Below are 23,851 nucleotides of genomic sequence, written 5' to 3'. Positions count from 1 at the left end.
CCCTGCGCGGATGTTCGGTCGTATCAGTCGGAAGGGAGGATCAGGCGGTGCGGAAGGTCGCGCGGAAGGCGCTCCCCTTGCCGAGTTCGCTGTCGACGGTCAGGCGTCCGCCATGTACGTCTTCGACGATCAACTTCACCAGCGCGAGGCCCAGCCCGGTGCCCGGCGCCATGTGAGAGTCTTTGCGAACGCGGTAGAACTTCTCGAACACGCGTTCGCGATCGACCTCGTCGAGACCGACGCCCGTGTCGATCACTTCGAAGATCGCCTCGCCCTCGGCGCCCATGCTGCGGAGCGTGACGGTGCCGCCGTCGGGCGTGTACTTCACGGCGTTCGATAGCAGGTTCAGCGCGGCCTGCATCAGCAGGTCGCGGTCGGCGTAGAGATTGACGTAGAGACTGGTCCGTTCGATCTTGAAGTCGATCCGCTTCGCCGTCGCCGAGGGCCGTACGATCCGCACGGCCTCTTCCAGGCAGGCGTTGAGCGAGATCGGCTCCTTCGCGACGTGGACGACGCCCGCTTCGATGCGAGCCATATTGAGCAGGTTGTCGATCAGCCGCCTCAGGCGATCGGTCTGGACGTCGATCGTTTCCAGGAAGCTGTCGCGCGTCTCGATATCGAGGTCGCCGTCCCCGAGGAGTTCGACGTACGCCTTGATCCCGGCGAGCGGCGTCTTCATTTCGTGCGCGACGTTCGAGACGAACTCCGCGTTGCGGCGATGAACGGACTTCTGCTCGTCGATGCTGGCGAGGGCGACCAGCAGGATCGAATCGCCGCCCGGGCTGCGCTCGCGCAGGCGCTGGCAGGAGACGCGATACCAGCGTTCGGAGCCGTCGGGTCCCTGAACGAGCAGTTCGCGGGTGCGATGTTGCACGCGGTGATGCTGCAGGATCTCCGCGAGGAACTGCATCAGCGCGGGGCTGGCGATCGATTCGAGTCGCGGCGTATGTCCGGCATCCCCGGTCGGCAGCAGCGTCGCGCGGAAGGCTTCGTTCGCGAAACGGACTTCGCCGTAAGCGTCGATCGCCGCGAGCGGCGTGTCGAGGCGTTGCAGGAACTCGCGGAACTCCTCGACTTCTTCTTCCAGTTGATGCACGCGCACGTTTTGACCCGTAGCGCGGCGTTCGCCGTCGAGAAGTTGTCGCTGCGAGGCGTCGAGCGCGTCGGCGAGGCGGTCGAAGTGCATCCGCCACGCCGGTTCGTCGGGGCGCCACTGCCGCAGCAGGTCGCAATTGGCCTCATGCGGATCGCGAATGAAGCGCTCCAGCGCCTCGTTCGCCTGGACGAGAAGTCGGCCCGCCCGTAAGCGACTGCTCACGGACACGATGAGCGACATGGCCGAGACGACGACCCACCCGCCTCCTAGCGCGATCAGTTGCCAGAGCGGGGGGGGCTCGACCGTCAGGGCGCGGTAGACGACCGCTCCGGTCGCGGCGCCGACGCCGAGAAAGGCCAGAGCCACGACCCGTTCGTTCCAGGTCCAGTGAACGGCCCGGGGCGCGCGAACGATCCGCTCGTCAGGAACTGCCGGTGCGGCAGCCTGCGTCAGCGTCGTAAGTCGGTTCGGAGCGAAGACGGACATCGGAACTGCAAAGCGCCTGAGGGTTCACGCTGGTTAACCCTAGGTCACTCCTCAGCGCCGTCTAAATCCTGGTCCGCCCCTCCATGGAATTGCGCGCATCCCCCCAGCGGAGAATCGCGATTCGGACGCGCAGAACGCTCCCGTCGCCGTCAGCTTCGTCACGACCCGCACGACCGCTACCTCTGCCGCGGCGAGTTCGCGCCGATCGGGTAAAGGTAGGACTTGTCGGGCAGCGCGCGACGCGTTCGACTCAGCCGGGCGGCCAGGCGAGGCTTCGCCCGCCGAGCAGGTGGAAGTGTAGGTGATCCACCGACTGGCCGCCGTCCGGTCCGCTGTTGAGGACGACGCGGTATCCGCTGTCGAGTCCCTCCTGGGCGGCGACGAGGCGGACCACGTTCAGCAGGTGGCCCAATAGTTCGGCGTCCGACGCTTCGGCGGATGCCAAACTCACGATCGGCTTCTTCGGAATGACCAGGATATGGGTCGGCGCCTGCGGGCTGACGTCCCGGAAGGCGAGGGACCGATCGTCCTCGAACAGGATCTGTGCGGGGATCTCGCGGTCGATGATCCGCTGAAATATCGTCTTCCCTGCCACGTCGACCCCTTCGCTTTACTTGCTTGCTTCGGTCCCCAGGCGCCGACCGATTCGGACTCAGCCGGCCGGCGGCTCGATCGGCAGCGCTTCTTCCCGGATCAGATTGGGGATGTTGTCCACGACGGCGTAGGCGAGCGTTCGCCCCTCGTTCACGAGCGCCCCGCCGAGTCGTTCGGCCAGTTCGCTCTCCGGCTTCGCCCCGTCAGCGTACTGAATCGATCCTTCGCGAATCCGCTCGCGCAGGCTGGTCACGAGCGCTTCGTCAGCGTTCGTCAGGGGCGTCCGCGTCTCGGGACATTGGAGCAGTCGCAGAAATGCGTCGGAAATCATCGCCGCTCCGCAGGGTGAAGGCACGGTGGGTCGCAGGGCGTTCGAGGAGCCTGACAGGAGCCCGATCGTAAGAAACCGTCGGACTTCGCTCAAGAATAGGGATGCGACGGACGAAACGATCAGGCGGACCGTGCCCTTTCTGCCGCCCGCTGCGTTCGTTCGCGATGCCCTCGACCGTCAACTTAACGTCACTGAGATCGCTCCGGGCGATCGGGCGGACTCTGGTCCGATGTCGGTCTGTTCGGCTCGACGCCGTTCTCTGTCTGCTGATCATTTCGTCGCCGCTCGTCGCGACCGCACAGCCGGCGGCGTATCTCACGGACCTGCAAGACGATCGGCTGCCGACGTCGACGGTCCGTACCGTGCAGACGCAGGAAACCGTCTATCGCCAGGAGTGGTCGACCGAGATGGTCGAAACGCCCGTCCGGCGATGGGTCGCCGTGCCGAAACAGATAACGTCGATGCAGTTGCCCGCGGCGCCCCATCCGGTGACGGGTACCGCGCCCTGGCTGGTGAACGTGCCGACCGTCGAATGGAAACTGGTGGAGGAGAAGGTCCGCACCCCGGTCACGACTTCCCGCATCGTGCCGGAGACGCGAACGGTACAGAAGGAGGTCCGGATGCTGGCGTTCGAGCCGGGCGCGAAAGCGCTCGCCCGATCCGCGCCCGTGCAGCCGATCCCAGGCGCGAACGTCATCGCCGGCGCCGACTCTCCCCGCGTCGCCTCCGCGCCGAACACGACCATCCCGAGCACGACGATTCCGCCAGGCGCCGTGCCGGGACAAAGTCCGGCGCCGCTCCCGCCCGCGGGACCTTTTCCCGTCGGAGGGTCGAGCGCGTTCCCGAGTTCGCCGTTCGGCGCGAATCCCTGGGTCACGCCGCTGCAACCGGTCCCGTCGCCTACGCCCTGGACGGCCGGGACCGTCGGCCCGACCCCGCAATGGGGCGGACTGCAACAGATCGACGGCGACCTTCCGACGGGCGGCCTCGGCGCCCCCGGCGGACTGCGCTGAGGACTGCGCGAACGCTTACGCCTGAACCGCGGGCGTCTCTACCGGGGCGTTCTCCAGCCCTTCCGGCTTCGCCGTGCGGCGACGACGGCGCTTGGGCTTGGCCTGGCTCCACTCCTTGGTCAGCCGCTCGAAGACCTCGGGCGTCTCGTAGCGCACCGTCGTCTTTCCTTCCGGCATCGGTCCGACCAGTCCGCGGAAGACCGGCATCCCGCGCAGGTTGAGGTCCGTGCTGCAATCGTCGATGCCGATTTGCTCGTACAAGCGCAGCAGCGGATCGACGGACGTGAAGTCCTTCAAAATCAGGTTGCCTTCGCCGACGGTGACGACAACGCGAAACGTGTCTTTCTTCGACATGGACAATCGTTGCCCCTGGGCGGGTGAAACGGACCGGCAGGCGGGATAGGGCGACAAGCCGTTGCAGGCTGCTGCAAAACGCCGCGATGGCGTGACGCAGAAGTCAGCTCGCGCAGGGCGCCGCGCAGGATCGGATTCGACGGCTCGACATGGCGCTGAGGCCGGCGGACGAGCGACGCGGAAATCGGATACTTCGGAGGAACGGACGAGCGCTCGCTTCTTCGAGTACGCTCGAACTTCCCCGATGCGACGCGGAGGCAGCACGCGGTAAGAAACAGGATCGGTCGGCTGCGGATCGAATCCCTTACGGAAATCGAGCAGCTTCCGCGACCGGCAAAGCCAGCCCGCACGGCTCTTTTCGCGCTTTCGGCGCCGTCGGCGCAACGGGATCTGGGCGATTCGCAGGTTCCGTAGTTGCTCCGGCGCTGCGTGCGCCTCGACCGTTTCGCAATCGGCGGAAGGCCGAACCTTTGTCTGACCTCGCTCCGATCTGTCCGCAAGAACGGGTAAGTTCGGAACAGGAAAGCGCTTCCGTCGTCGTATCCCTCCTCGCGACGCGGCGGAAAAATCAGGCGAACGCCTTGTCGGTTCGGACGCTCCTGACTTATGATTTCGCGAGCGCTCGGAGCGATTCGAGCGCGGGCGTCCGGAGGGTATCCGAATGGCTAGGAGACTGATTCGAAATCAGTTGCCGGGTAACCGGTTGAGGGTTCGAGTCCCTTGCCCTCCGCTAACGAAACGAAGCTCGTCGTAACGGGCTTCTGCTGAAGGACTTCCGGCGCGGCCCCTTCGGGGGCGAGCCGAGTTGTCCCGCTTTTGTCCCGGTTGCTCTCCGGGACGTCGGCCCTCTGCTGAGGGACCGGGCTCGCGAGCCCGAACGCGACCGTCGCCGCAATCGCGGCGACGGCGGTTCCGATACCGTTCATCGTTCTGATCTCCAGTCGTTAAGGAATCAGGCGTCGGACTCCGGTCCGTCGCCGAAGGGAACTTCGAGCATGAAACGTCGACTGTCCTCGTCGGTCAGCTTGTAGTAGACGTTGCTCGGGTTTCGCTTATCCGGCACGTGCCCTTGCCACGCGTCGACGGCCTCGCGCGGGATCTTGGCGTTGACGCAGATCGTCTTGAAACTGTGCCGAAGGCTGTGAAGGGTAAAGCCGTCAGCCCCGCGCCCGGCGTCCATACCCAAACTCCTGAGCAGTTCGAGGAAGTCCTCGTTCAACTTCTTCGGGTTGTAGTGGTGCTCGCCGTCGGGATACCGATTGCTCGGCGGGGCTGTAAAGAACCACGTCTTGCCGGGGCGGACCTTCTTCAGGATCCGCAGCAGCCTCGGGTGAATCGGAACCTTGCGGCTCTTTCGCGTCTTCGTTCGCGCATCCGGACGGTCGATGATGTGGATCCAGTTCCCCTTGAAGTCGACGTCCTGAGGACGGAGTTGTTTCGCTTCGCCGCTCCGCATTCCGGTGAATGCGAGGATCGCGTAGATCGGCAAACGATAGGCGTCTGCGATCCGAAGGATCTGATTGATTTGCTGAAGGCTTGGACCAGCGCACGCCTCCGGTTCGGGCCTCTTGAACTTCCGTCGTTCGAGCGGGTTCTCGCGGATGAACCCTTGGTCGGAGCACCATTCGAGGAAACGCTTCATGAAGATTCCGTCGTCGGCGAGCGTCTTGTCTTCGACCTCCGCGCTGCGGACGGATCGGTACCTTTCGTAGAGTCGAAGAGTCACCTGATGGAGATCGCCCTTGCCTTCGTCGGTTAGGAATTCCCTAAACCGGTCCATCTTGCTGCGGTAACCGCTAATTGTCTTAGTTGCCCGCTTCTCGGTTTTGAGAAATGTGACGAACTCCTCCCAGGCTTCGGCGACTGAGATCGATTCGTTCCGCGTGTTCTCGCTCACGACAGCGGCGTAGGTGCCGTTGGTGAGATCTGCGTCGATCAACGCCGCTCTCTGGGCCGCCAATCGGCGGTTGCGAGTCTTCAAAGACCTGCGACGGTGTTGACCCTGGTGGTGGAAATCAGCTGTCCATATTCGCTTCTTCCCGCGTTGGTAAATCTTGACGGCACCGCCCACTTCCTGCCGGACGGTCTCGCCGTTGCTCTTCTCTTGCGGCATTCCCTATATCGAGTGAGGAAACCATGCTTTAGCCGGGCGAGGGAATTACGACCCACGCCGGCATGCCGCTTTGACGCCCGTATCGACGAAGCGGCGAGTGCCTGAACTAGTGCAGACACTCTCCCGAGAAAACCGGTCGCGAATGACCGAAATCAGATCAGCCGTCGGAACTCGTCCACTCCTCGCCGTTGAAGATCGCTTCGTAAGCGCGACGGGGCTCGATCAGCAGGTGCTTGCCGCGTTTGCGATAAGCACCCTCCAGCCGCCCCTTGTCGATCCACTCGTAAATCGTGGAGCGACTCCTCCCCAGGAGCTTGGCGAACTGGGCGGGAGAGATGGCGAGAGGGAGGTCGCGCGCAGAAAATGCGGCGTCGATCTCCCGTTGCGTGAGCTTTCGGCGAGCAGTGCTCATTCGACCTGTCCCCTATGACTTCTCGATCCGCAAAGCGGACCGATCGGGACGGAATGAGCGAGGACGGGCTTTTCGTGCATCGTTGGCTCCGCGGAAGTGTGGTGAACGACCGCGACCAACTGAGCAAAAAACGCAATATCTGAAAAACGACCTGTCCGGTTGTCCGCCGTAGTTACAGGTCTTTGAAGAGCTCCGGGTATCTACGTACCTGGCGAAGAAGGCTTTGTGCCCTCTTCTCGTCCTGATTGGCGATTTCCCGAGCGATCTGCGTTCGCGTGAGTCCATTCGGGTTGTTCAAAATTCGTCTCGCGAGAGTACCAGCGTCGCCTTCGGGATATCTGCGAATTTTCTTCTTTGCGTCCGGTTTGGTGTCCGGTCGAGTCCGCTGTTCGGCCTCTTCCAAGGCGGTCACGATCCGCATTTGGAGGATCTCGCATGATCGCACCAGCGTCAGCTGCGCCGATGCCGCGCGTTCAAGTGCCGACACTTGCTCGCACATGCTTCGGGCCGTTAGGACATGCCCGAACGCAGAGTTCAATGCAGTTGTTTCCCGATCGAACGTGACGCGATCGAGGAAGCTGCCTATGGTCGATGCGGCGGGGGCATCAGCAAGCACTTGATCACGTCGCCTGACGATCCATCGCCCGGTCAAGCTCGCCAAGTCGGCGCACGAGGTCTCACCGCTACTAGCGACAAGCCGAACGTCATCGATCCAGGCCTGCGTCATCAGGTAGCCTCGTTCGTAGAACCCCGTGAGTTCGCGGGCGCATCTCAGGAGTTCACCAAGAACGATGGGGCTCTTGGGCAATCGTGGAGGGGTTCGTGTTCCCGCCATTTTCGTGTGGCCCCGCGAGACGAACGACAAGAGGTGATTCAATCGTCAGTCTACCTAAGGCCTACACGATTTAACGACCTTGCTCGCCCTCAGGACCTGCGGCGACTGTCCGGGCTTCGCCTTGAGCACTCATTCGCCGAAGCCTGCCAGCGACGTGCGAGAATCCTTGCCAGTAGCGTCTGTAGATCCTTCACGGCCTGCACCCGACGCTGGGTTTCCGTAGTGGAGGTCGTGGAGCGAGGTTGATGTCGCATGTGGTCCTCGTCGGAACGTCCATCGGCCGGCCGCCCAGTCGGCGGCCGGCAAGGAAGGGGACGGATGGTTTTGATTAGCTGTTCGTGCCGTTCGACGGGTCGTAGAGCTGACGCGGAATGACCTCGTTGCAGATCCGGGCGAGCAGCCCACCGACATGCGGCATCAGCAGTGCCTTGATGCCCGGCTCGAGTTCATCGAACTGAGCGAACTTGAGAAGCACGTCGCCACGAGCCTGCACGAGACGGGACCGAAACTCCTGGTACTCCTCGGAGTCCCAGAACGTCGCCCCGAAGCCCTGCCCATAGACGAAGGTCGCGACAATGACCAGACACGAGTCCTGACGGTTGTCGTCTTCGTAAGGCTGCGTGTGGATGATGTGTCCCATGAAGACGTTGCAGGGATAAAGCCGAAGCGGCTCCAGGCGATTGAGCGTTGCGTTGATGAGCGGGATCTGCGACTCCGCCAGTTCGAGTTGGCGACGGATCTCGATATTGAGGTCGCGCAATCGCTCGATCTGACGCGCGATGGAAGGGATGTCATCGGACATTCTGTTCTCCTACGGAAGCGAGGAAACGAAAAAGGGCTGTCGCGATGTGCGACAGCCCCTGCGAAGGTTTAGGAGGATGTGAGGTACGCCGAGACCTCTACACCTGCCGCGGCAGGAGAAAGGCGGCGATCCGGCACTCGGCGGGAATCGCCACGGGGTGATTGAAGAGGATTAGCGGCGTTACTCAACGAAAAATGCCGCCACCAGGATTGGTGACGGCATCGACTGCGATCAATTCTTCTGCCCTACGGGGCGCGTTTTGGAGAGCCTTCGTTCTTCCCGAGCATCAGGGATTGGGAAACTCGGTGTCATATTTCGCGGTCATCGCCGCTGCGAGGCTCTTGAGCCGCACGATTGACTCCCGCCATGCCGTCTGCTCGTTCTTGACAGCCTTCGTTCGCTCAGCCGCCGCCCCGAATGGATCTCCCTGAGTTCCACGAGCGAACGATTCGACGAGGTAGTCGAGGCCGAACGCCGCGTCTTGGACTTGTATCGCACGTTCGAGTTGAAGAACCATCTCGCCCCACTGTTGAACTGCTTGCTCATCCACACCACGGACCGGAACTGAACGAATCGAGTTGATCATGTCGCTCAGCGTCTTCTCTCGCGTTGATTTCGCTGCGTCGGTCGCGAGCGTCATTCCTTGGTGGAAGTGCTTGACGCAACAGGTCCAGTAGCGAAACGTGCGTACCGACGGATCCGGGGCGTAGAAATCACGAACGTCAACCTTCACTTCATCGCCGGCCTTGGCCCAGACCCGTACCCGGTCCTGCACCTCGCGTCCTTCGGACGATCCGCTGATGCGGACGTCGATCTGCGATTCCTCACCCGCCGAAAAAGGATCGGTCAAGGCAGCGACTGGCTTCGACCCAAGCTCGTAGGTTCGTTCGCCGATCGTAACTTTCGCACCTGGGGGGCCGGTTACGGCAATCGTCGCCGGCATTCGCTTCACCAGTTCCAACGCGTACTTAGCTGAGTTTTCAGATTCGGGCGCGTCGAAATGTTCGGGAGCTTCAGACGCGCCGAACTCCGTGCACGCCAGGATCTTGTTCTCCTCGACTGCGACAAGGAGGTGCCAAGCAAAGTCAGGTGCCCCGCTGATTTGCAGTTCGTAAGCCTTTAGCCCATCTAGATCGCTACGCTTGAACAGAGAGAGGTAGCAAGGGAATAGCCCACTCTGATCATCCTTGACGTCGAGGAAGTAGAAGCCGTCCTTTGAAGTGATTAGGAACGGAGGTGTGTTCTTCTGGGGGCTGTAAGGAGATAGCGAGTTTCCCGCCTTTGCGATGACGATCACCCCGGTGCAGTCCCATTCGCCCAACAACCGCTTGTCGTCCTCTGGGATGACTGACCGACGAAACGTCAGATCCGCGCCGTTACTGTCCGAGGCCTTTGCAGCACCGAAGTCCGTCGGCGGTCCCCCGGCTTCGAGCATCGCCACGCGCAGTTCCGCCCCTTCGGCTTCGAGCAAGAGCGGGATTCGCTTGCCTTCGCTTTCGACCATTGCCGTATAGCGAGGGTGTCCTGTCCCTAGGCCGAGCGGCTTGATGTCGCTGAGCGACGCGGTTGTCGGACCCTTCACGAGGTTGAAAACAGTTACCTCGTATCCCTCGTCCGTTCTGCGACACCGCATCGCCATCTTGCTCGCTACACGAGGAAGCATCTTCTCTTCCTTCCCGGTCTCATAGACGGTACCGGTATGGAGGTGCCATGCGCCGGAGAGATCCAGCTCTTCTGCGGCGAGAACTCCCCCTAATCCCAAGAGGATTACGTTGAAGATCAGTAGTCGACTGAGCATCGGGTTCCCCTTCGGATTGTGTTCGGTACCGCGAAGTCGCAGCTGATCCCCGCAGCGCAAGCCATCAAAGGCACTTCCAGGATATCCTGTTTTGGGATATTCCGGAATCGAATTTACCTTCCCCCGCACTCGGAGCGTGCGGGTGGATGGAAAAGAGCATCTTCTCGAAGAAGCAACAGATCCTCTGCGATCTGCTGCGCGCTACTCGCAAGCGAGCTGGCCTGCGTCAGGACGATCTCGCTCAGCGTCTCGGTCGTCCCCAGTCCTTCGTTAGCAAGTTCGAGTCTGGCGAGCGACGCGTCGACGTGCTTGAGCTTCGCGAAATCTGTGAAGCCTTGGGCACGAATTTGACGTTATTCGCGGCCCGGCTGGACGAAAAGCTGTCGAGCTGATCGACGCCTTGGTAGCCCTTACGCCGCGTCTTCGTAGGTCAGTCCGAAGACAGTATCCGCGAGCCAGCGTTTGAATCCGGCGTTGTCGCTGAACTGCTTAAAAAGTTCGGTGTCGTCCTTGAGCAGGCTGACCATGACCCGCACGAGAGCGGCATCGTGTTCGATGCGGGCCTTCCCCTTGTCGCCTTGCTTCTTGGCGTTTTGATACGCCGAGTCTGCTGCGACTTTCGCGGGGATCTCTTCGGTGATCAGCTTGTGTACCCTGTCCGCATCGGTCCAGGGAATGTTTCCGAACTGGTCGTTGAACGCCTTAAGGATGTTCGAGAGGGCGTCGAGTTCCGGTTCCGGCTTCCGTCCGCCACCGCCATTCGGTACGGGGTCAATTTCTGCGTCTTCGTCGGCGAGCTGAATTTGCATCGCCGCTCGCTTCTCGACGCGGTAGCTGTCCATGTCGATCGATTCGAGAATCCCCTTCGAGAGATCCTCTTCCTTCGGTGCCGGCAGCTTCGGCACCAGGAAGTTGAGAAAGATCGACAGCTTCTCCCAGGCAGGAACTTTGTAGCTCGCCGGAAGAATCGATCCGAGGAAGCCGTACGTGCGGCAGAATGCTTTCGCATTCCCCTTGAACGCGACCTGATCGTCCTCGTCCAGGCTGGCGTTGTACGTCGCGACGCATGCGTCCAGGATAGGATCCAGCTGGTCGCGTTCCGCTCCGTTCAGGTACAGGGCGACTAGCCCGTCGACGTGCTCGGGCCCATAGACTTGGTAGCCGTCGAGCAAGTTCTTCAGGTCGTGTAGTTTGTCGGGATCGGTTTCCTTGCTCAGGATCGTCGTGCGGTAGTAACGCTCGAACGCTTCCTGGATGGTGTCCGTGTCGTTCATGAAATCAAGAACGAACACGTCATGTTTCTGCGGGTGCGCCCGGTTCAGCCGCGACAGCGTCTGCACCGCCTTAATGCTCGACAGCGGCTTGTCGACGTACATCGTGTGCAGGAGGGGTTCGTCGTATCCGGTCTGGAACTTGTCGGCGCAGATCAGAAACCGGTACGGGTCCTCTTGGATGTAGTCGGCGATCTTGCCGCTGGGGAACCCGTTGAGCGACGCTTCCGTTTCCTTCTTGCCTCCGTATTCGAACTCTCCTGAGAACGCGACGATCGCCTTGAACTGGCTTTTACGTTCCCCCAGGTACTCGCGAATCGCGAAGAAGTACTGAATCGCTCGCTCGATCCCGCTCGTGACGACCATTGCCCGTGCCTGGCCGCCGATCTTCTTCAGGGCTATCACCTGCTCCATGAAGTGGTCGACCATGATCTCGGCTTTGAGCCGGATCGCGTGATCGTTGCTCTCGACGTATCGGCGCAGCTTCTTCTTCGCCTTCTTCGTGTCGTACTGGGGGTCGTCCTCGACAGCCTTGATGAGCTTGTAGTAGCTGTGGATCGGCGTGTAGCTTTTCAGCACATCGAGGATGAAGCCCTCCTGGATCGCCTGCTTCATCGTGTAGGTATGAAACGGGCGTCGCTTCGTCTCGCCGTCTTCCTCGAACGGCTCGCCGAAGATCTCTAGCGTCTTGTTCTTAGGCGTGGCGGTGAACGCGAAGTAGCTCGCGTTCGGCAGCATCTTCTTCGCTTCGATCGCCCGATTGATTTTGTCCTCGACGCTCTCCTCCTCGTCCGGGTGTCCCGTTTCGGAGAGCGCGACGTTCATCGCCGCGGCGGTCCGGCCGCTCTGGCTGGAATGCGCCTCGTCGATGATGATCGCAAATCTTCGGTTTCGGTGCTCCGAGCCGATCTCGCCAAGGATGAACGGAAACATCTGAACGGTCGAGATGATGATCTTCTTGCCGCCCGTGATGAATCGGCGAAGGTCGCTCGAATGCACTGCATGGCCGATCGTCGAGCCCACCTGGGCGAACTGCTTGATCGTGTCCCGGATCTGCTGGTCGAGGATGCGGCGGTCGGTAACGACGATGATCGAGTCGAATACCTCAGCGTCGTTCTTCTTGAGCCCGATGAGCTGATGAGCGAGCCAAGCGATCGAGTTTGACTTGCCGCTGCCTGCAGAGTGCTGAATAAGGTATCGCCGACCTGCGCCGTGCGAACCTGCATCGGCAAGCAGCTTCCGCACGACGTCAAGCTGATGGAAGCGAGGCCAGATCTGAACCCGCTTCTTTCGCCCGCTTTTTTCGTCCTTCTCCTCGACGACCTGGGCATAGTTCTCCAGGATGTTCGTCAGACCTGCGGGCGTCAGGATCCGTTTCCACAGATAGTCAGTCTTTAAGCCCGCGGAGTTCGTCGGGTTGCCCGCGCCGTCGTTGAAGCCTTTGTTGAACGGAAGGAACCAGGAGGCCTTGCCCTTCAGGTGGGAACAGAACCGCACTTCTTGGTCGTCGACCGCCAGGTGAACGACGCATCGTCCGAACTCGAACAGCAGTTCCCGCGGGTCGCGGTCGCCCTTGTACTGCCAGACGGCGTCCTCGACCGTCTGCTTCGTCAGGCTGTTCTTCAGCTCGAACGTCGCGATCGGCAGTCCGTTGATGAACAGACAGAGGTCGAGCGAGAGTTTCGTCTCGTCGAGGCTGTATCGCAGCTGACGCGTAACGCTGAAGCGATTAGCGGCGAATCGCTCAGCAGCCTTCGCGTTGCCCGGCGTCGGCGTCCCGTAGAACAGGTCGACATGGTGCGGGCCGTGCTGGATACCTCGCCGGAGCACGTCAATGGTGCCTCGCTTCGTCACCTCGCCCTGTAGGCGGGCGAGGAACTTTCGCCGGGACGGCCCGTCGGCGTCGAGGTTTAGGGCCTCCAGGAGGGGGGGCTGGGTGGCGGCCAGGAACGCACGGAGTTGGACAGTGTCGACTGCGTAAGCACGGTCGTAATCGGCCGTTCTCGACGGCACCCAGCCCGACGCCGTCAGCTGGCTAACGATCAGGGTTTCCAGGCCCCCCTCGGTCGTGTCCGTCGCCATGCCTGTCCTTTAGCCGAATCAAATGGCCATCAAATACGCAAAGAAATCACAAAGTCTTAGAGGATAAGAGTTTCGGGAGGCATTGCCGAGGCGCGGGAACTTCCTCGTCAAATACTCCTAGTCTCCAAGGCTACGCCCAGAACGGGACGTACTTCCTGAGCTTCTTTGCCGCGTCTTCGTCGTGCAACCGAATTCTGCCCGCGGCGACCGCGTCAGCGATAATCCGCGACGCCGTGGCACTGTTCTTTTGATCGATGCCGAATCGCTCGCGGACCGACGTATTCGTCAAAAATCCGCGATTTACGTACTTCAGGCAGGCGTGCAGATAGCAAGCGCGGACACGGTCCGCTTTGTCCATCCGGGACAGCTTCTGAGGAGCGAATAGTACCGTCCGCGTGTTCTCGCCGATCTGCTCGAACACCGGCGGCGGCAGCTGGTAGACCTCGGTCTGAAAGACGACCTTGTCGATGCCGCTCCCCCGCTCCTCGCAGACCCCGATTCGCCGCGTGAACGCGGCCAAGGTCTCGTTACGGGACCGAGGCGGGGAATCCAGAAAGCGTTCCGTGCTAACCAATGGCGCACCCGGATTCGTGATCTCCATGCGGTCGTCGAAGATCTCCAGCATCGGACCAGCTCCAGTCACGGAGAAGTCTTGATGGATCAGCGCGTTCGCGACGAGTTCGCGAACGGCGAGTTCCGGAAAGACGGGCACGACCTTCCGGATGGCCGTCTCGATCACCTCGTTCGACGGCAACTGTGAGTTGACGAACTGCATCAGGTCCTCGAACCCCGCAGCGTAACCGCGGGGTTCTTCGTGCTCTCGCTTCGTCCGGACCTTGTCGTTTCCGGCGTACACGACAACCCGGACCCTCTTGCGACGAAGCGTCGGAAAATTGCCCAGGTCCTTCGCGAACAACGCGGCACCGAGATTGGTGACGTCCCACCGTCCGTCGACGGTCGGAGCGAGCATCTCGTCCGCGCTCATGGCGTCGAAAGCCACCTTGAGATCCGCCGGCACCGGCAGATTTAGCGTTCGGAAGTAAGCGGCGTGGTCGAGAAGATCGGCAATCTCTTCAGGAGCCAGGCTTCTTGCCGCAGTCCCCTTCTCGAAGGGAGCGCTGGCGAACAGCCGCCACAGGGCCCTTTCCTTCTCGGGATACCCGCGGAGCGGCTTCGTATACGAGCCGACGCGGACGCTTTCGCGACCGGAGAAGCTGGTCGGCTGCTGGGTAGCGGCTGGGATCTCGATCAGAACGACTCGCTTACCGTCGACCTCGCCTTCATGAATACGAATATCCAGCCTCGGATTGAGCGACTGCTGCAGCCAGGCCTCCAGGTCCTCGTTTCCCTTCTTTGCCCTCTTCGGCTGAAACGTCGTGCCGACGATTTCGTGCGTGTCGTCTCGAACGCCCCAGACGAGGTAGCCGACGGGCTTCTCGCGCAGAGCCGCGCCGTTTGACACGGCGGATAGGTTCTCGCCGAGCGTCTCGGGAGCTTCGTTATTCGTCTTGAACTCGACCCATTCCGTTTCGTGGTCGAGCGCAGCCAGGCGTCGCACCAAAGCGGCGAATTCGTCGGGCGTCACGCGTCGACCTCATCCAGTTCTGAATCGGGTTCCGCGTCGTCCGTCAGTTCCTCGTCGTCGGCAAGCACGTCGAGGGCAGCGTCGGATTCGTCGCGCTCGTCCCCCAGGCTTGCCGCTGCATCGCGCACGTCGACCTTGCCAGTGATCACGTTGGCGATCATACAGGCGCGATATTCCCGGAGCAGATCGATAGCTCGATAAGTTCGATCGATCGAAATGTCGATTTCTGGAACGATCGCGTTGACATGTCTGACGATGTTCTGCTGCTCAACAAGTGGAGGCACCGCGAAGAGAAGATTGGCCAATCGCGACACCCCGAGGTGAGCGATGTTTGTAGTTTGCGTGGCGATGATGGCGAAGATCCGGTTGCGCTGCGCCTGGCGAAACAGGAACTCAAGGTACTGGGGATCAACCCGTTCACCAGCCTGCACCCGGATCAACGAGTTTTGAAATGCGCACGCCGGTGGCTCCCCACGGTACATAGCGGTTCGTCCGATTAGCGCAAGACTCTGTCCTTCGTTGAGGAGCAGATCTCCCTCGTAGAGCAAGAAGCGATCGAACTCTTCGTTTTCAAACGGCATCGTGTTGACTTGCGAAGCATCGATGCTTCCATCGAACACGTTGGCAACACGCAGATATGGCCGGTGGGAACCGGGGGCCGTCGCCGCAAGGGACTTCCCTCCCTGAACCCGTCCGAACTGTCGTACTGGCAGAACCTTCCAGTGTTCAGGGATCTCTCCCAGCCACTCAACGCCGGACGACCTGAGCGTGACGTTAGGGTCGAGCCCGCGGGTAACGGCGCGATGAATGACGGCCTGCTTCTGCTCGTTTAGAAGCGTAATGAGCTGCCGCTTCGCCCGAATGAGCCGCCCAACGCGACGATCGAAATGGTCGAGAAAGCGGACGATGACAGCTTGCTCGTCTGGGGGCGGGAACGGTGAGGGGACCTGCTTGAAGTCTACCCAATACAGCCGATTCCGATCAGAAACGATGCCGCGGGAGAACTTGTTGATCTCGTTCTTGTAAGTGCCGAGTCGGAAGACGTATTCGTAGTATTCCGGAAGCGTCTCCGGCAGCGGACCTGCGACGACGTAAGCTGGGCTGATCAGTCCGTCTACTGGAGCCACTCCGACTGCACCCTGCCACATCCGCATCATGTTGTAGGCGATGTCGCCCTTTCGAGCCCGCTTGTACTTGTCGCGGTCTAAAATCACCTGTTTGCGATTCGAGTTGTCGAAGTCGCGGACACGAACGCCCGTTCTCAGCGACACTTCGAGAATCGGCAGGTTGGGGAAGCCGGTCTCGTTGCGTTGCTGAAACAGTCGGCCATTGCGTCGAATGTCCCAATGCGAAGGGATCCGCCCGAGCCACGGAACTTCCGAGTCTTTGTACACGCTGTAAGACTTCAGCTCGGTGATCACGTCGCGTCTGGCTCCTTGTTCATTCGCTTTGCAATCGAAAGGAATCGAGGAGCCCGACCGATTCCGCGCCCTGATGGATAAAGCTCTTTGAGCTTCTGAACAAGATTCTGATCCTGAAGAAGGAAGATCAGGAGTTGGTCAGAGCTATCGCTCTCGACTTCGAGCTGCCCGCCGCCAGCAGCAACCTTCGTTGCAAGGTCAGCAGCTGCCTGTTGTGCTGCATCTGGCGTGACATTCTCGTCGTATTTAATTGCCTTCTTGATCTTCTCGGGCGAATCGAGTTCGAGCTTGACGCATGCCTCGTAGAGCTGGCCTGCGTTGGACGCGAAATCCGATGCCTTCGGAAAAAGTGCCCGCATCCGTGTAACAAAGTCGTACTCGTCCTCGAACCGGTCTGTGTTCTTGCGTTGTCGTGTAGCGACCGCATTCAACGTCTGATTGACCAGCAGGTCGCCGGACGCCACGAGATGCCCGAGGCCGTCGAGCAAGCCTTGCTCGTCTTTCGACAATGCTCCCGAAAGCGGCTTGTAGCGCAGGTCATGTTCAATCTCGTTGTAGACGTGAGCCAGCAGACTGCATACCTGAACTTCGCACCCCACGCCCTGTAGGTTCGCATATCCACCAACCAGATCCTCTTCTTGGAGCGTGACGATACAATGCGTCGCGCGATAGAACCCCCCAGCCGTATCTTTCACATCCGGAGCGACCAACCCTCCGTCCAACCCGTCAAAGCGCTTGCTAACACTCGCGACGACTTTTTCGCGTTCTGATTCGACGTAGGTAGTGATCCGCGCGCCGGCCAGGTCTTTGAGGGTATGGAACACGTCATCGATGGAGCTGATCTCCGCGTGTTCCCCGTTCTTCATCCACTTCTCCAACTTTCCACGAAGTCGCTCCGGGTTCTTTGCTCTCCATTGGACCGAGCCTCGTATGACATCCCGATCGAGTAGTTGACGACTAGCCTCACCTACGAACTCCGAGAGCTTGGCGTAGCGGTCGAACTCGCGCCAGTATCGATCAATCGCTCCATTGATTACGTCAGGCGTTAGCGGCATCTCTCAGTCCTCGGTAGTGGTTTGAATCGTATGGACCCACAGCAGTGCGAGTTTGTCTTCGTGCAAGCTAGTTGATCAATCTAGCTTTCCCAAGATCTCAACGAGCAGCCCTTCTGTTTCGCTCTCCAAAGCGAAAATGTCAGCGCGAATCTCTTCCAGAGACCGCAGTGGCGTGGGCCTGTAGAAGTGGCGATTGAAGTTGATCTCGTAGCCGACGCGGATGGATGAAACGTCAATCCAGGCGTCTTCTGCATGCGGTAGGACTTCGCGACGAATGAAGGCCTCGATTCCACCCTCCTCCAGCAGCGGAACCTGTTCTGTATCGCGAAGCTCGCTGTCCGGCTCGTACTCCAGCACAAGATCGCGATCGACGACTGGGTTGGCGAAGCGACCGCGGAGCGGATCGACCTTAGCCTTGCTCTTCTTATGGATCTTCCTCACAACTGGGTCGGCGGTCTCGGTTCGTTCAGCAAGTTGGCTCTGAATCAGCTTTCTTCGGTGTGCGGTCAGCTTAAGGCCATGTTCGTTCGCGTCTTGCTCAACGGCGCCCATGAACGTGCCAAAATTCCGATGCGGGCCCGGTCCGAGCGACTCGGCGAGGCGGTCGGCGAGTTCGGCAAGAGGCTCCTCCTTGGCGTCTATGCACGCGAGCCTGAACTGCTTGCGCAGTTCTGGCGAAAGGTCGACAGCGAGACGTAGGGGGCGTTCGACCGTGACCTTCCAGTAGCCGAACGCCTCGTTCGGAAAGATCTTCGACTGTTCCGTCTCCTCGAACGCCAGGAATGCATCGCAGATGCACCGGAGGTCGCCGTCGTTCAGTTCGCAGTTCTTCTTGCCAAGATTCTTGCGGAGCGGCTTGAACCACTGCGTCGCATCGATCAGCTGGACCTTGCCGCGTCGATGTTCGGGCTTACGGTTGGTCAGGACCCAGACGTAGGTCGCGATGCCGGTGTTGTAGAACAAGTTCAGCGGCAGCGCGACGATGGCCTCAAGCCAGTCGTTCTCGATGATCCAGCGGCGAATATTGCTTTCGCCCTGGCCGGCGTCTCCCGTGAACAGAGACGAGCCGTTATGGACCTCGGCAATGCGACTGCCCATCGGAGTGTCGTGCTTCATCTTCGAGACCATATTGGCCAAGAAGAGCATCTGTCCGTCGCTGGAACGGGTGACAAGCGAGAACTCCGGATCGCCGGCATGTTCGATGACGAACCGAGCGTCCTTCATGCCCGCCTTCCCGCCCATCCGTTCCTGGTCGCTCTTCCAACTCTTGCCGTAGGGCGGATTGGAGAGCATGAAGTCGAACTCCCGCGAGCGGAACGCGTCGTTTGACAGGGTAGAGTATTCCGGCCCGCCCATAATGTTGTCTGCCGCCTCGCCGTCGCCTTTGAGCAGCAGGTCCGCCTTACAGATGGCGTAGGTCTCGGCGTTGATTTCCTGGCCGTAAAGGTGCGTCGCGACTTGCTTGCCTTGCGATGCGGCGAGTTCCGTCAGCGTCTCTTCCGCGACAGTTAGCATTCCGCCCGTTCCGCAGGCCCCGTCGTACAGCAAGTAGGTGCCCGATTCGATCTGATCGGCGATCGGCAGGAAGATCAGCTTGGCCATCAGCTTGACTGCATCGCGAGGCGTCCAGTGTTCGCCGGCTTCCTCGTTGTTCTCTTCGTTGAATCGACGGACCAGTTCTTCAAAGATCGTTCCCATCGCATGGTTGTCGAGGCCCGGATGCTTGATCGAGCCATCGCCGTTGAGCACCGGGTTCGGGCTGACGTTGATCTCCGGCGAAAGCAACTTTTCGATCAGGGTGCCTAGAGCGTCCGCTTTCGACAGGCGTGGAATCTGGTTGCGGAACTCGAAGTTCTCCAGGATGTCCTGAACGCTGGACGAGAAGCCGTCGAGGTAATCCTCGAAGTCGGCCTTGAGCTGCGCCTGGCTGGCCCGCGCACGAAGGTCGCGAAGCGTGAACTTTGACGTGTTGTAGAACGCCTGACCGCTCGCCTGACGCAGGGCGGCGTCCTGATTCGCGATGCCCGCCTTATCGAGGCTTGCCTTCATGTCCAAGACAGCCTTTTTGGTTGGTTCCAGGACCGCGTCGAGCCGTCGTAGGACTGTCATCGGCAGGATGACGTCGCGGTACTTCCCGCGGACGTAGAGGTCCCGCAGGACGTCGTCGGCAATGCCCCAGATGTAGCCGGCGATCCAGTTGAGCTGAGAAGAGTCCATGGCGAGCGCGGGCTCTCAAGAGGCGGGCGGCTGTTGGTTCCGACGCCGGTGACGCCGGTCCGTTCGCTCGCGAGATTACCAAAGATCGGTAAGCTGCGGAACGAGCGCAGGTTGAGAGCCAGCGTTGAAAGCCGGAGTGACACGTCCGGTCACTCCGGCTGAGAAGAAAGGCCGACTGTACGACTTCGGCGACCGATCCATGACAGATCGCCTGCTCCACGCGTTGGAGCAAGCGTCAACTGGGGCTATCCCGCTGCCGATTGATTTGCCGGATTAGCCCTGCTGCATCTTCGCCCGCTCGCGGCGGACGGTATTCTGGCCGACCCCCACCCGCTCCGCGATTTCCTTGACCGACAGCTCGCCCTTGCGGATCAGGGTCTGCATCTCACGAACCTTCTCCGGCGAAAGTTGTCGCCAGGTGCCGCGGTGAAGAGCCTTTCCGGCCGCGATTGAAGTTTTGATGGCCTCGGAGTGAGCGTAGTTATACGCTCGCCGGACCGTTCCCTCGGCGACGTCGATGCCCTTTGCCTTTAGCGACCGGGTGATCGCCGGCCAACTCAGCTGAAGGGTGTCTCGCATCCGGGCCACGTCTGCCGCGATACGACGATATTTTTCCGGAGGGCTGCCCTTACCGCTCGCTGGCTTCTTGCTCGGCCACTTGGGACGCTGGCCCGTCGTCGCGTAGGTCAGCATGAACTTGGCGTATTGCCAAGTGATTCCGAGCGAAGCGGCGACAGCGTTCAAGCTCACGCCCCGTTGAACCGCGTCGGCGACCTGCTCGGCCAGCGCAGCGTACTTCGGCTCCTCGTCGATCATGACGGAGGCATTCTTGGGAGTTGTCCAGTTCCGTGCACAAAGGAACTCCAGTGCGCACGCATCTGGATACTGGCGGTCTTTCGATAGCTGGCGCATGAATCGGATGAGATCCGTTTCGAATTCTGCGATCCACCGAGCACCTCGCTTCCGCGACGGGTCCTTCTCCTGTCGGACGGTTATCGGGCCGGTAAGGGCTCGAAGTGCTTCGGCAGCAGCAGGAGTCTCGTGACCGAGAAGCGACCGCAGGTCAGACAACTGACTCTTCGCCCAGGCCGGATCGATCGGCGGGGGCGGTTCGCAGTTGGCTGCCTTCGCTTCGTGAAGGCTCAGCAACACCTCGCTCTTCTCCGCCTGCAGCTTTCGGATTTGAGCGTCGTACGCTTCGCGCAGCGTCTCGTCGCCGTGCTTCATGAGCCGTTTGAAGAGCGTTTCGATCTGCGAAGTGAGTTTCTTCAGACTCTTCTCCATCGGCCCAACCTCGATCTTCGGGCGAGTCGCGTAGTCTGCCAGAAGCCTGTTGGCCAATGCGATCGTTTCGTCGATTGCTCCCTGCGAAAGGATCGTTTCTTGAAGGTAGTCCAATAGGCTGGACTCGATGATTCTGACGCTCTTCGACGTGTTCAGCGTGCAGCCGTGGGTGCCAGCGGCACCATTGACGCACTGCATGCACTTGTACTTTCCGGCTGAGCGGCTCAGCGTGAGATTCTTCCCGCACCTGCAGAGGAGCGTGTTGCTGAAGAGCGTGACCGGCGTGGACTTGCCTGTAGGTCTACTCTTGCCGGTGCATGCATGTCCCCGGCGTCCTTCGGCTGCCCGGCGACGGGCAGCCCGCCACAGCTCTTTCGGAACCAGTGCAAGTTCGGGCCGGTAGTTCACGCACCAGGCCGACCGAGGATTCCTGACCTTAGCGGAAGTCTGCGTTTCTGGGTCGTACTCGGTCCGAGTTCGATTCCAGATAAACACCCCGATGGCCGAAGGGTTGGCCAGGCGGATTTTTACGGTGCCCGCAGTCCACCCGACCCAGTCGTCGACTGCGCGGCGGTTACATTCGCGCGCAATCCAGGTGAGCGACCGCTTGTGGATCGCGTATTGCTCGAACATCCACACGACGAGAGGCTGGGTAACCGGATCGATGCAGATGTCATACACGTAGCTTCCGTCGCTGTCGTGAACAGCGTTGCCAGACCCATCGACGCGAACCCGGCGCGTGTGTCCGATAGCGATCTTGCCGAGAGTTCGTCCTCTCGACGCAGCCCCTTTCATACCGCGTCGAACCTTCTGACTCAGCCCAGCCAGAAAGAGCCGAGAAAGGAGGCCGTAAAGGCCGATCTTCACATCCCAGTCATCGTCGGCCAGGTCGAAGTTGTCACTCGCACCGAGTAGGCCCTTTCCGAGTGATCGAGAGAGAAACGCCAACTTCCACCATTCGAGTTCGTCGCGGCTCGCCCGTGTGAAGTCGTCGATGTAGGTGACGCTGACGTGCCCGGATTCCGTTCGATCTTGCCGTCGTTTGTCCTTCCGGTTCTCGCTTTTCAGCAGTGCCTTATACGACTGGTAGCCCCGCCTGGCGGCGCTGCGTCCGGACGTCGAGTAGTCAGCGAAGACGTACGACCAGGGAATCAGGTGACCGTTCGATTTTGCCTTCTCCAGGCATTTGACCATCTGATCGACGATGGACAGCGGACTGCTGTTTTCGCACGAGTAGCGGTCGTAGTTACCGGCCAATGGCACAGTCTTCGAGACTTCTTTGAACTCTGGCGGCAGTTCGATCGGTCCGCCGCGGTGCCGTCGTTTGAAGTCGTCTGCCATCTCCTGACAGAGGGACGAGGACGGTTGAGGAAACAGTCCTCGTTTCGTCATTTCGGGCCAAAGCCGTCGCATGGTCTCCAGATAGGCCTGCGCGAGTCGTTTCAACTCCTCGTCATCAGGAAGGCCCTTTTCAGCACTTTTCCGATTCCGACGACGAGGCGCGCGGGGCAGCGGGCCGTACTTCGGATCCTCGCCACCGTTGGCGACGACCATTCCGAAGAGCAGGAAGGCGAGACAGGCGATCGCGACGAAGTCGATCGCGGCGGGTGGAACGAGGTTGTCCCTGTTTTGTCCCTGTCGGGTGCCGGAATGACCCGAAATGACCGGAACAGGGCCGAGACAACCGGACGCATCCAACTGCTGGCTGCGGCTGGCGTTGAGTCCGAAGTCGCTGTCGGCGAAGAGGTTGCGAAAAGCGGGTGGCTCAATTCCCTTGCCCTCCGCTTTCCCCGAAACCCGTCGATGAAAACCATCGACGGGTTTTTTCGTGCGCGGAAGGGCGGTTCGGCGAGCGGATAGGGGCGGAAACCGGAACAATAGAGGCGAGGCAATCAGCCTCCTGAGCGAACAGCCCGCAAAGAACTTGAGGCACGACGTGGAGAAGCGAGACGAAGCGGGTCGGGCGGGTCGGCATGGGGACTGCGACGCGAAGTCGGCGCACGACCGGGAACTGCCGGAGGTCGATCTCTTCACGCCGCTGGAACTGCGCGGGTTGCGGCTGCCTAATCGGATCGCGATGAGCCCCATGTGCCAGTACGTGGCGCAGGACGGCTTCGCGAGCGACTGGCACCTCGTCCATCTCGGCAGCCGGGCGTCAGGCGGAACGGGGCTGATCGTCGTCGAAGCGACGGCGGTCGCGCCCGAGGGGCGGATCACGCCCGGGTGTACCGGACTCTGGAAGGACGAACAGATCGCCCCGCTCGCGCGGATCGTCGATTTCGTTCACAGCCAGGGCTCGAAGATCGCGATCCAGCTTGCGCACGCCGGAAGGAAAGGAAGCTGCGCCGTTCCGTGGAACGGAGGCGGCCGACTCACCGAAGCGGAAGGGGGCTGGCCGGTGATCGGTCCCAGCGCGGTTCCCTTTCGCGAGGACGAACCCGATCCGGAGCCCCTCGACGCCGCAGGACTGAGTCGGGTCGTGCAGGCCTTCGCGGACGCCACGCGCCGTGCGCTTCAAGCCGGTTTCGACTCGGTCGAGATTCACTCCGCGCATGGTTACCTGTTCCACTCGTTCCTCTCGCCGCTGTCGAACCGGCGGACGGACGAGTACGGCGGGAGCCGCACGAACCGCATGCGGCTGCTGCTGGAGTCGACGGAGCAAGTCCGTTCGATCCTGCCGGACTCGATGCCGCTGCTGGTCCGCATCTCCGCGACCGACTGGGTCGAGGGCGGATGGGAACTGGAGGATTCGATCGCGCTCGCCCGCGAACTGAAAGCCCGCGGCGTCGACCTGATCGACGTTTCGTCAGGCGGCACGGCGCCGGTCGCCTCGATTCCCGTGGCGAAGGGCTATCAGGTGCCGTTCGCGAAGGCGATCAAGCACGAGACCGGCATTCGCACCGGCGCGGTCGGCTTGATTACGGAGCCTTCGGAAGCGAACGACATCATCTGCCGCGGAGACGCCGATCTAATCTTCGTCGGTCGCCAATTGCTGCGCGAGCCGTACTGGGCGGTGCGGGCGATGACCGAGTCGGAGGTCGATCCGCCCTGGCCGATCTCCTACGGCTACGCCGTGCGACGGCGTCCGCGAGGGTAAACGGG

Annotated in this window: 18 protein-coding genes and 1 tRNA gene; 4 read left to right on the top strand and 15 right to left on the bottom strand. The window is 61.0% G+C overall.

Features of this window, described 5'->3' with window-relative positions; translation table 11 throughout:
* Positions 1-40: 40 nt before the first annotated feature.
* The 3 genes from SH602x_RS06860 to SH602x_RS06850 all read right to left on the bottom strand — a co-directional run bounded on the left by SH602x_RS06860 (position 41) and on the right by SH602x_RS06850 (position 2,507).
* Entirely contained in the window at positions 41-1,582 is a 1,542-nt protein-coding gene (locus SH602x_RS06860; RefSeq protein WP_479476078.1) for a sensor histidine kinase, read from the bottom strand.
* Positions 1,583-1,832: 250 nt separating this feature from the next.
* Complete coding sequence (locus tag SH602x_RS06855; RefSeq protein WP_479476077.1) at positions 1,833-2,177, bottom strand: histidine triad nucleotide-binding protein; 345 nt, start codon at positions 2,175-2,177, stop codon at positions 1,833-1,835.
* Between the two features lie 57 nt (positions 2,178-2,234).
* Positions 2,235-2,507 (bottom strand): Trm112 family protein, encoded by a 273-nt coding sequence (locus SH602x_RS06850; RefSeq protein ID WP_479476076.1) that lies wholly within the window; start codon positions 2,505-2,507, stop codon positions 2,235-2,237.
* A gap of 362 nt (positions 2,508-2,869) precedes the next feature.
* Here SH602x_RS06850 and SH602x_RS06845 point away from each other — a divergent pair, with 362 nt between their 5' ends.
* A complete protein-coding gene (locus SH602x_RS06845) occupies positions 2,870-3,520 on the top strand; it encodes a hypothetical protein (protein ID WP_479476075.1) in 651 nt (216 codons plus the stop codon).
* Positions 3,521-3,535: 15 nt separating this feature from the next.
* On the opposite strand, the gene SH602x_RS06840 is transcribed toward SH602x_RS06845, so the two are convergent.
* Positions 3,536-3,874, bottom strand: coding sequence for a hypothetical protein (locus SH602x_RS06840; protein ID WP_479476074.1), 339 nt, complete (start codon positions 3,872-3,874; stop codon positions 3,536-3,538).
* A gap of 648 nt (positions 3,875-4,522) precedes the next feature.
* Here SH602x_RS06840 and SH602x_RS06835 point away from each other — a divergent pair.
* Positions 4,523-4,604: transfer RNA gene (locus tag SH602x_RS06835), tRNA-Ser, on the top strand.
* 222 nt (positions 4,605-4,826) lie between these two features.
* Here SH602x_RS06835 and SH602x_RS06830 read toward each other — a convergent pair.
* From SH602x_RS06830 to SH602x_RS06810, 5 genes are all read right to left on the bottom strand, one after another.
* Entirely contained in the window at positions 4,827-5,987 is a 1,161-nt protein-coding gene (locus tag SH602x_RS06830; RefSeq protein ID WP_479476073.1) for a tyrosine-type recombinase/integrase, read from the bottom strand.
* A gap of 157 nt (positions 5,988-6,144) precedes the next feature.
* Positions 6,145-6,399 (bottom strand): helix-turn-helix domain-containing protein, encoded by a 255-nt coding sequence (locus SH602x_RS06825; protein WP_479476072.1) that lies wholly within the window; start codon positions 6,397-6,399, stop codon positions 6,145-6,147.
* Positions 6,400-6,571: 172 nt separating this feature from the next.
* Entirely contained in the window at positions 6,572-7,126 is a 555-nt protein-coding gene (locus SH602x_RS06820) for a hypothetical protein (RefSeq protein ID WP_479476071.1), read from the bottom strand.
* A 436-nt stretch (positions 7,127-7,562) separates the two neighbouring features.
* On the bottom strand, positions 7,563-8,036 hold the full coding sequence (locus SH602x_RS06815; protein ID WP_479476070.1) for a hypothetical protein: 474 nt from the start codon (positions 8,034-8,036) through the stop codon (positions 7,563-7,565).
* A gap of 286 nt (positions 8,037-8,322) precedes the next feature.
* Positions 8,323-9,834 carry a hypothetical protein gene (locus SH602x_RS06810; protein WP_479476069.1) on the bottom strand — a complete coding sequence of 504 codons (1,512 nt, stop codon included), beginning with the start codon at positions 9,832-9,834 and terminating at the stop codon, positions 8,323-8,325.
* 146 nt (positions 9,835-9,980) lie between these two features.
* Between SH602x_RS06810 and SH602x_RS06805 the strand changes: the two genes are divergently transcribed.
* Positions 9,981-10,226: a helix-turn-helix domain-containing protein gene (locus tag SH602x_RS06805; protein ID WP_479476068.1), complete on the top strand. Its 246-nt coding sequence runs from the start codon at positions 9,981-9,983 to the stop codon at positions 10,224-10,226.
* Positions 10,227-10,244: 18 nt separating this feature from the next.
* Here SH602x_RS06805 and SH602x_RS06800 read toward each other — a convergent pair whose 3' ends face one another.
* The 6 genes from SH602x_RS06800 to SH602x_RS06775 form a co-directional block, all read right to left on the bottom strand.
* On the bottom strand, positions 10,245-13,187 hold the full coding sequence (locus SH602x_RS06800; RefSeq protein WP_479476067.1) for a type I restriction endonuclease subunit R: 2,943 nt from the start codon (positions 13,185-13,187) through the stop codon (positions 10,245-10,247).
* Positions 13,188-13,317: 130 nt separating this feature from the next.
* The gene (locus SH602x_RS06795; protein WP_479476066.1) at positions 13,318-14,772 is read right to left on the bottom strand and encodes an ATP-binding protein; all 1,455 of its coding nucleotides are present in this window, start codon (positions 14,770-14,772) and stop codon (positions 13,318-13,320) included.
* Complete coding sequence (locus SH602x_RS06790) at positions 14,769-16,193, bottom strand: restriction endonuclease subunit S (RefSeq protein WP_479476065.1); 1,425 nt, start codon at positions 16,191-16,193, stop codon at positions 14,769-14,771. Before SH602x_RS06790 ends, SH602x_RS06795 begins: the two co-directional genes overlap by 4 nt.
* Complete coding sequence (locus tag SH602x_RS06785; RefSeq protein WP_479476064.1) at positions 16,190-17,248, bottom strand: hypothetical protein; 1,059 nt, start codon at positions 17,246-17,248, stop codon at positions 16,190-16,192. Before SH602x_RS06785 ends, SH602x_RS06790 begins: the two co-directional genes overlap by 4 nt.
* Before the next feature lie 75 nt (positions 17,249-17,323).
* The gene (locus tag SH602x_RS06780; RefSeq protein WP_479476063.1) at positions 17,324-19,465 is read right to left on the bottom strand and encodes a type I restriction-modification system subunit M; all 2,142 of its coding nucleotides are present in this window, start codon (positions 19,463-19,465) and stop codon (positions 17,324-17,326) included.
* 273 nt (positions 19,466-19,738) lie between these two features.
* Positions 19,739-22,627 carry a recombinase family protein gene (locus SH602x_RS06775; protein WP_479476062.1) on the bottom strand — a complete coding sequence of 963 codons (2,889 nt, stop codon included), beginning with the start codon at positions 22,625-22,627 and terminating at the stop codon, positions 19,739-19,741.
* A gap of 58 nt (positions 22,628-22,685) precedes the next feature.
* Here SH602x_RS06775 and SH602x_RS06770 point away from each other — a divergent pair, with 58 nt between their 5' ends.
* Entirely contained in the window at positions 22,686-23,846 is a 1,161-nt protein-coding gene (locus tag SH602x_RS06770; protein ID WP_479476061.1) for an NADH:flavin oxidoreductase/NADH oxidase, read from the top strand.
* The last annotated feature ends 5 nt before the right edge of the window (positions 23,847-23,851 follow it).

It is taken from the genome of Lignipirellula cremea (assembly GCF_056501455.1).
Note: the sequence above shows the minus strand (reverse complement) of the source record. Positions and strands in the feature narration are given on the sequence as shown.

Bases quoted from the DNA above. Each gene is read 5' to 3' on its own strand.
- SH602x_RS06860 (WP_479476078.1), bottom strand. From the start codon at position 1,582: ATGTCCGTCTTCGCTCCGAACCGACTTACGACGCTGACGCAGGCTGCC.
- SH602x_RS06850 (WP_479476076.1), bottom strand. From the start codon at position 2,507: ATGATTTCCGACGCATTTCTGCGACTGCTCCAATGTCCCGAGACGCGG.
- SH602x_RS06840 (WP_479476074.1), bottom strand. From the start codon at position 3,874: ATGTCGAAGAAAGACACGTTTCGCGTTGTCGTCACCGTCGGCGAAGGC.
- SH602x_RS06830 (WP_479476073.1), bottom strand. From the start codon at position 5,987: ATGCCGCAAGAGAAGAGCAACGGCGAGACCGTCCGGCAGGAAGTGGGC.
- SH602x_RS06825 (WP_479476072.1), bottom strand. From the start codon at position 6,399: ATGAGCACTGCTCGCCGAAAGCTCACGCAACGGGAGATCGACGCCGCA.
- SH602x_RS06820 (WP_479476071.1), bottom strand. From the start codon at position 7,126: ATGACGCAGGCCTGGATCGATGACGTTCGGCTTGTCGCTAGTAGCGGT.
- SH602x_RS06815 (WP_479476070.1), bottom strand. From the start codon at position 8,036: ATGTCCGATGACATCCCTTCCATCGCGCGTCAGATCGAGCGATTGCGC.
- SH602x_RS06810 (WP_479476069.1), bottom strand. From the start codon at position 9,834: ATGCTCAGTCGACTACTGATCTTCAACGTAATCCTCTTGGGATTAGGG.
- SH602x_RS06805 (WP_479476068.1), top strand. From the start codon at position 9,981: ATGGAAAAGAGCATCTTCTCGAAGAAGCAACAGATCCTCTGCGATCTG.
- SH602x_RS06800 (WP_479476067.1), bottom strand. From the start codon at position 13,187: ATGGCGACGGACACGACCGAGGGGGGCCTGGAAACCCTGATCGTTAGC.
- SH602x_RS06785 (WP_479476064.1), bottom strand. From the start codon at position 17,248: ATGCCGCTAACGCCTGACGTAATCAATGGAGCGATTGATCGATACTGG.
- SH602x_RS06780 (WP_479476063.1), bottom strand. From the start codon at position 19,465: ATGGACTCTTCTCAGCTCAACTGGATCGCCGGCTACATCTGGGGCATT.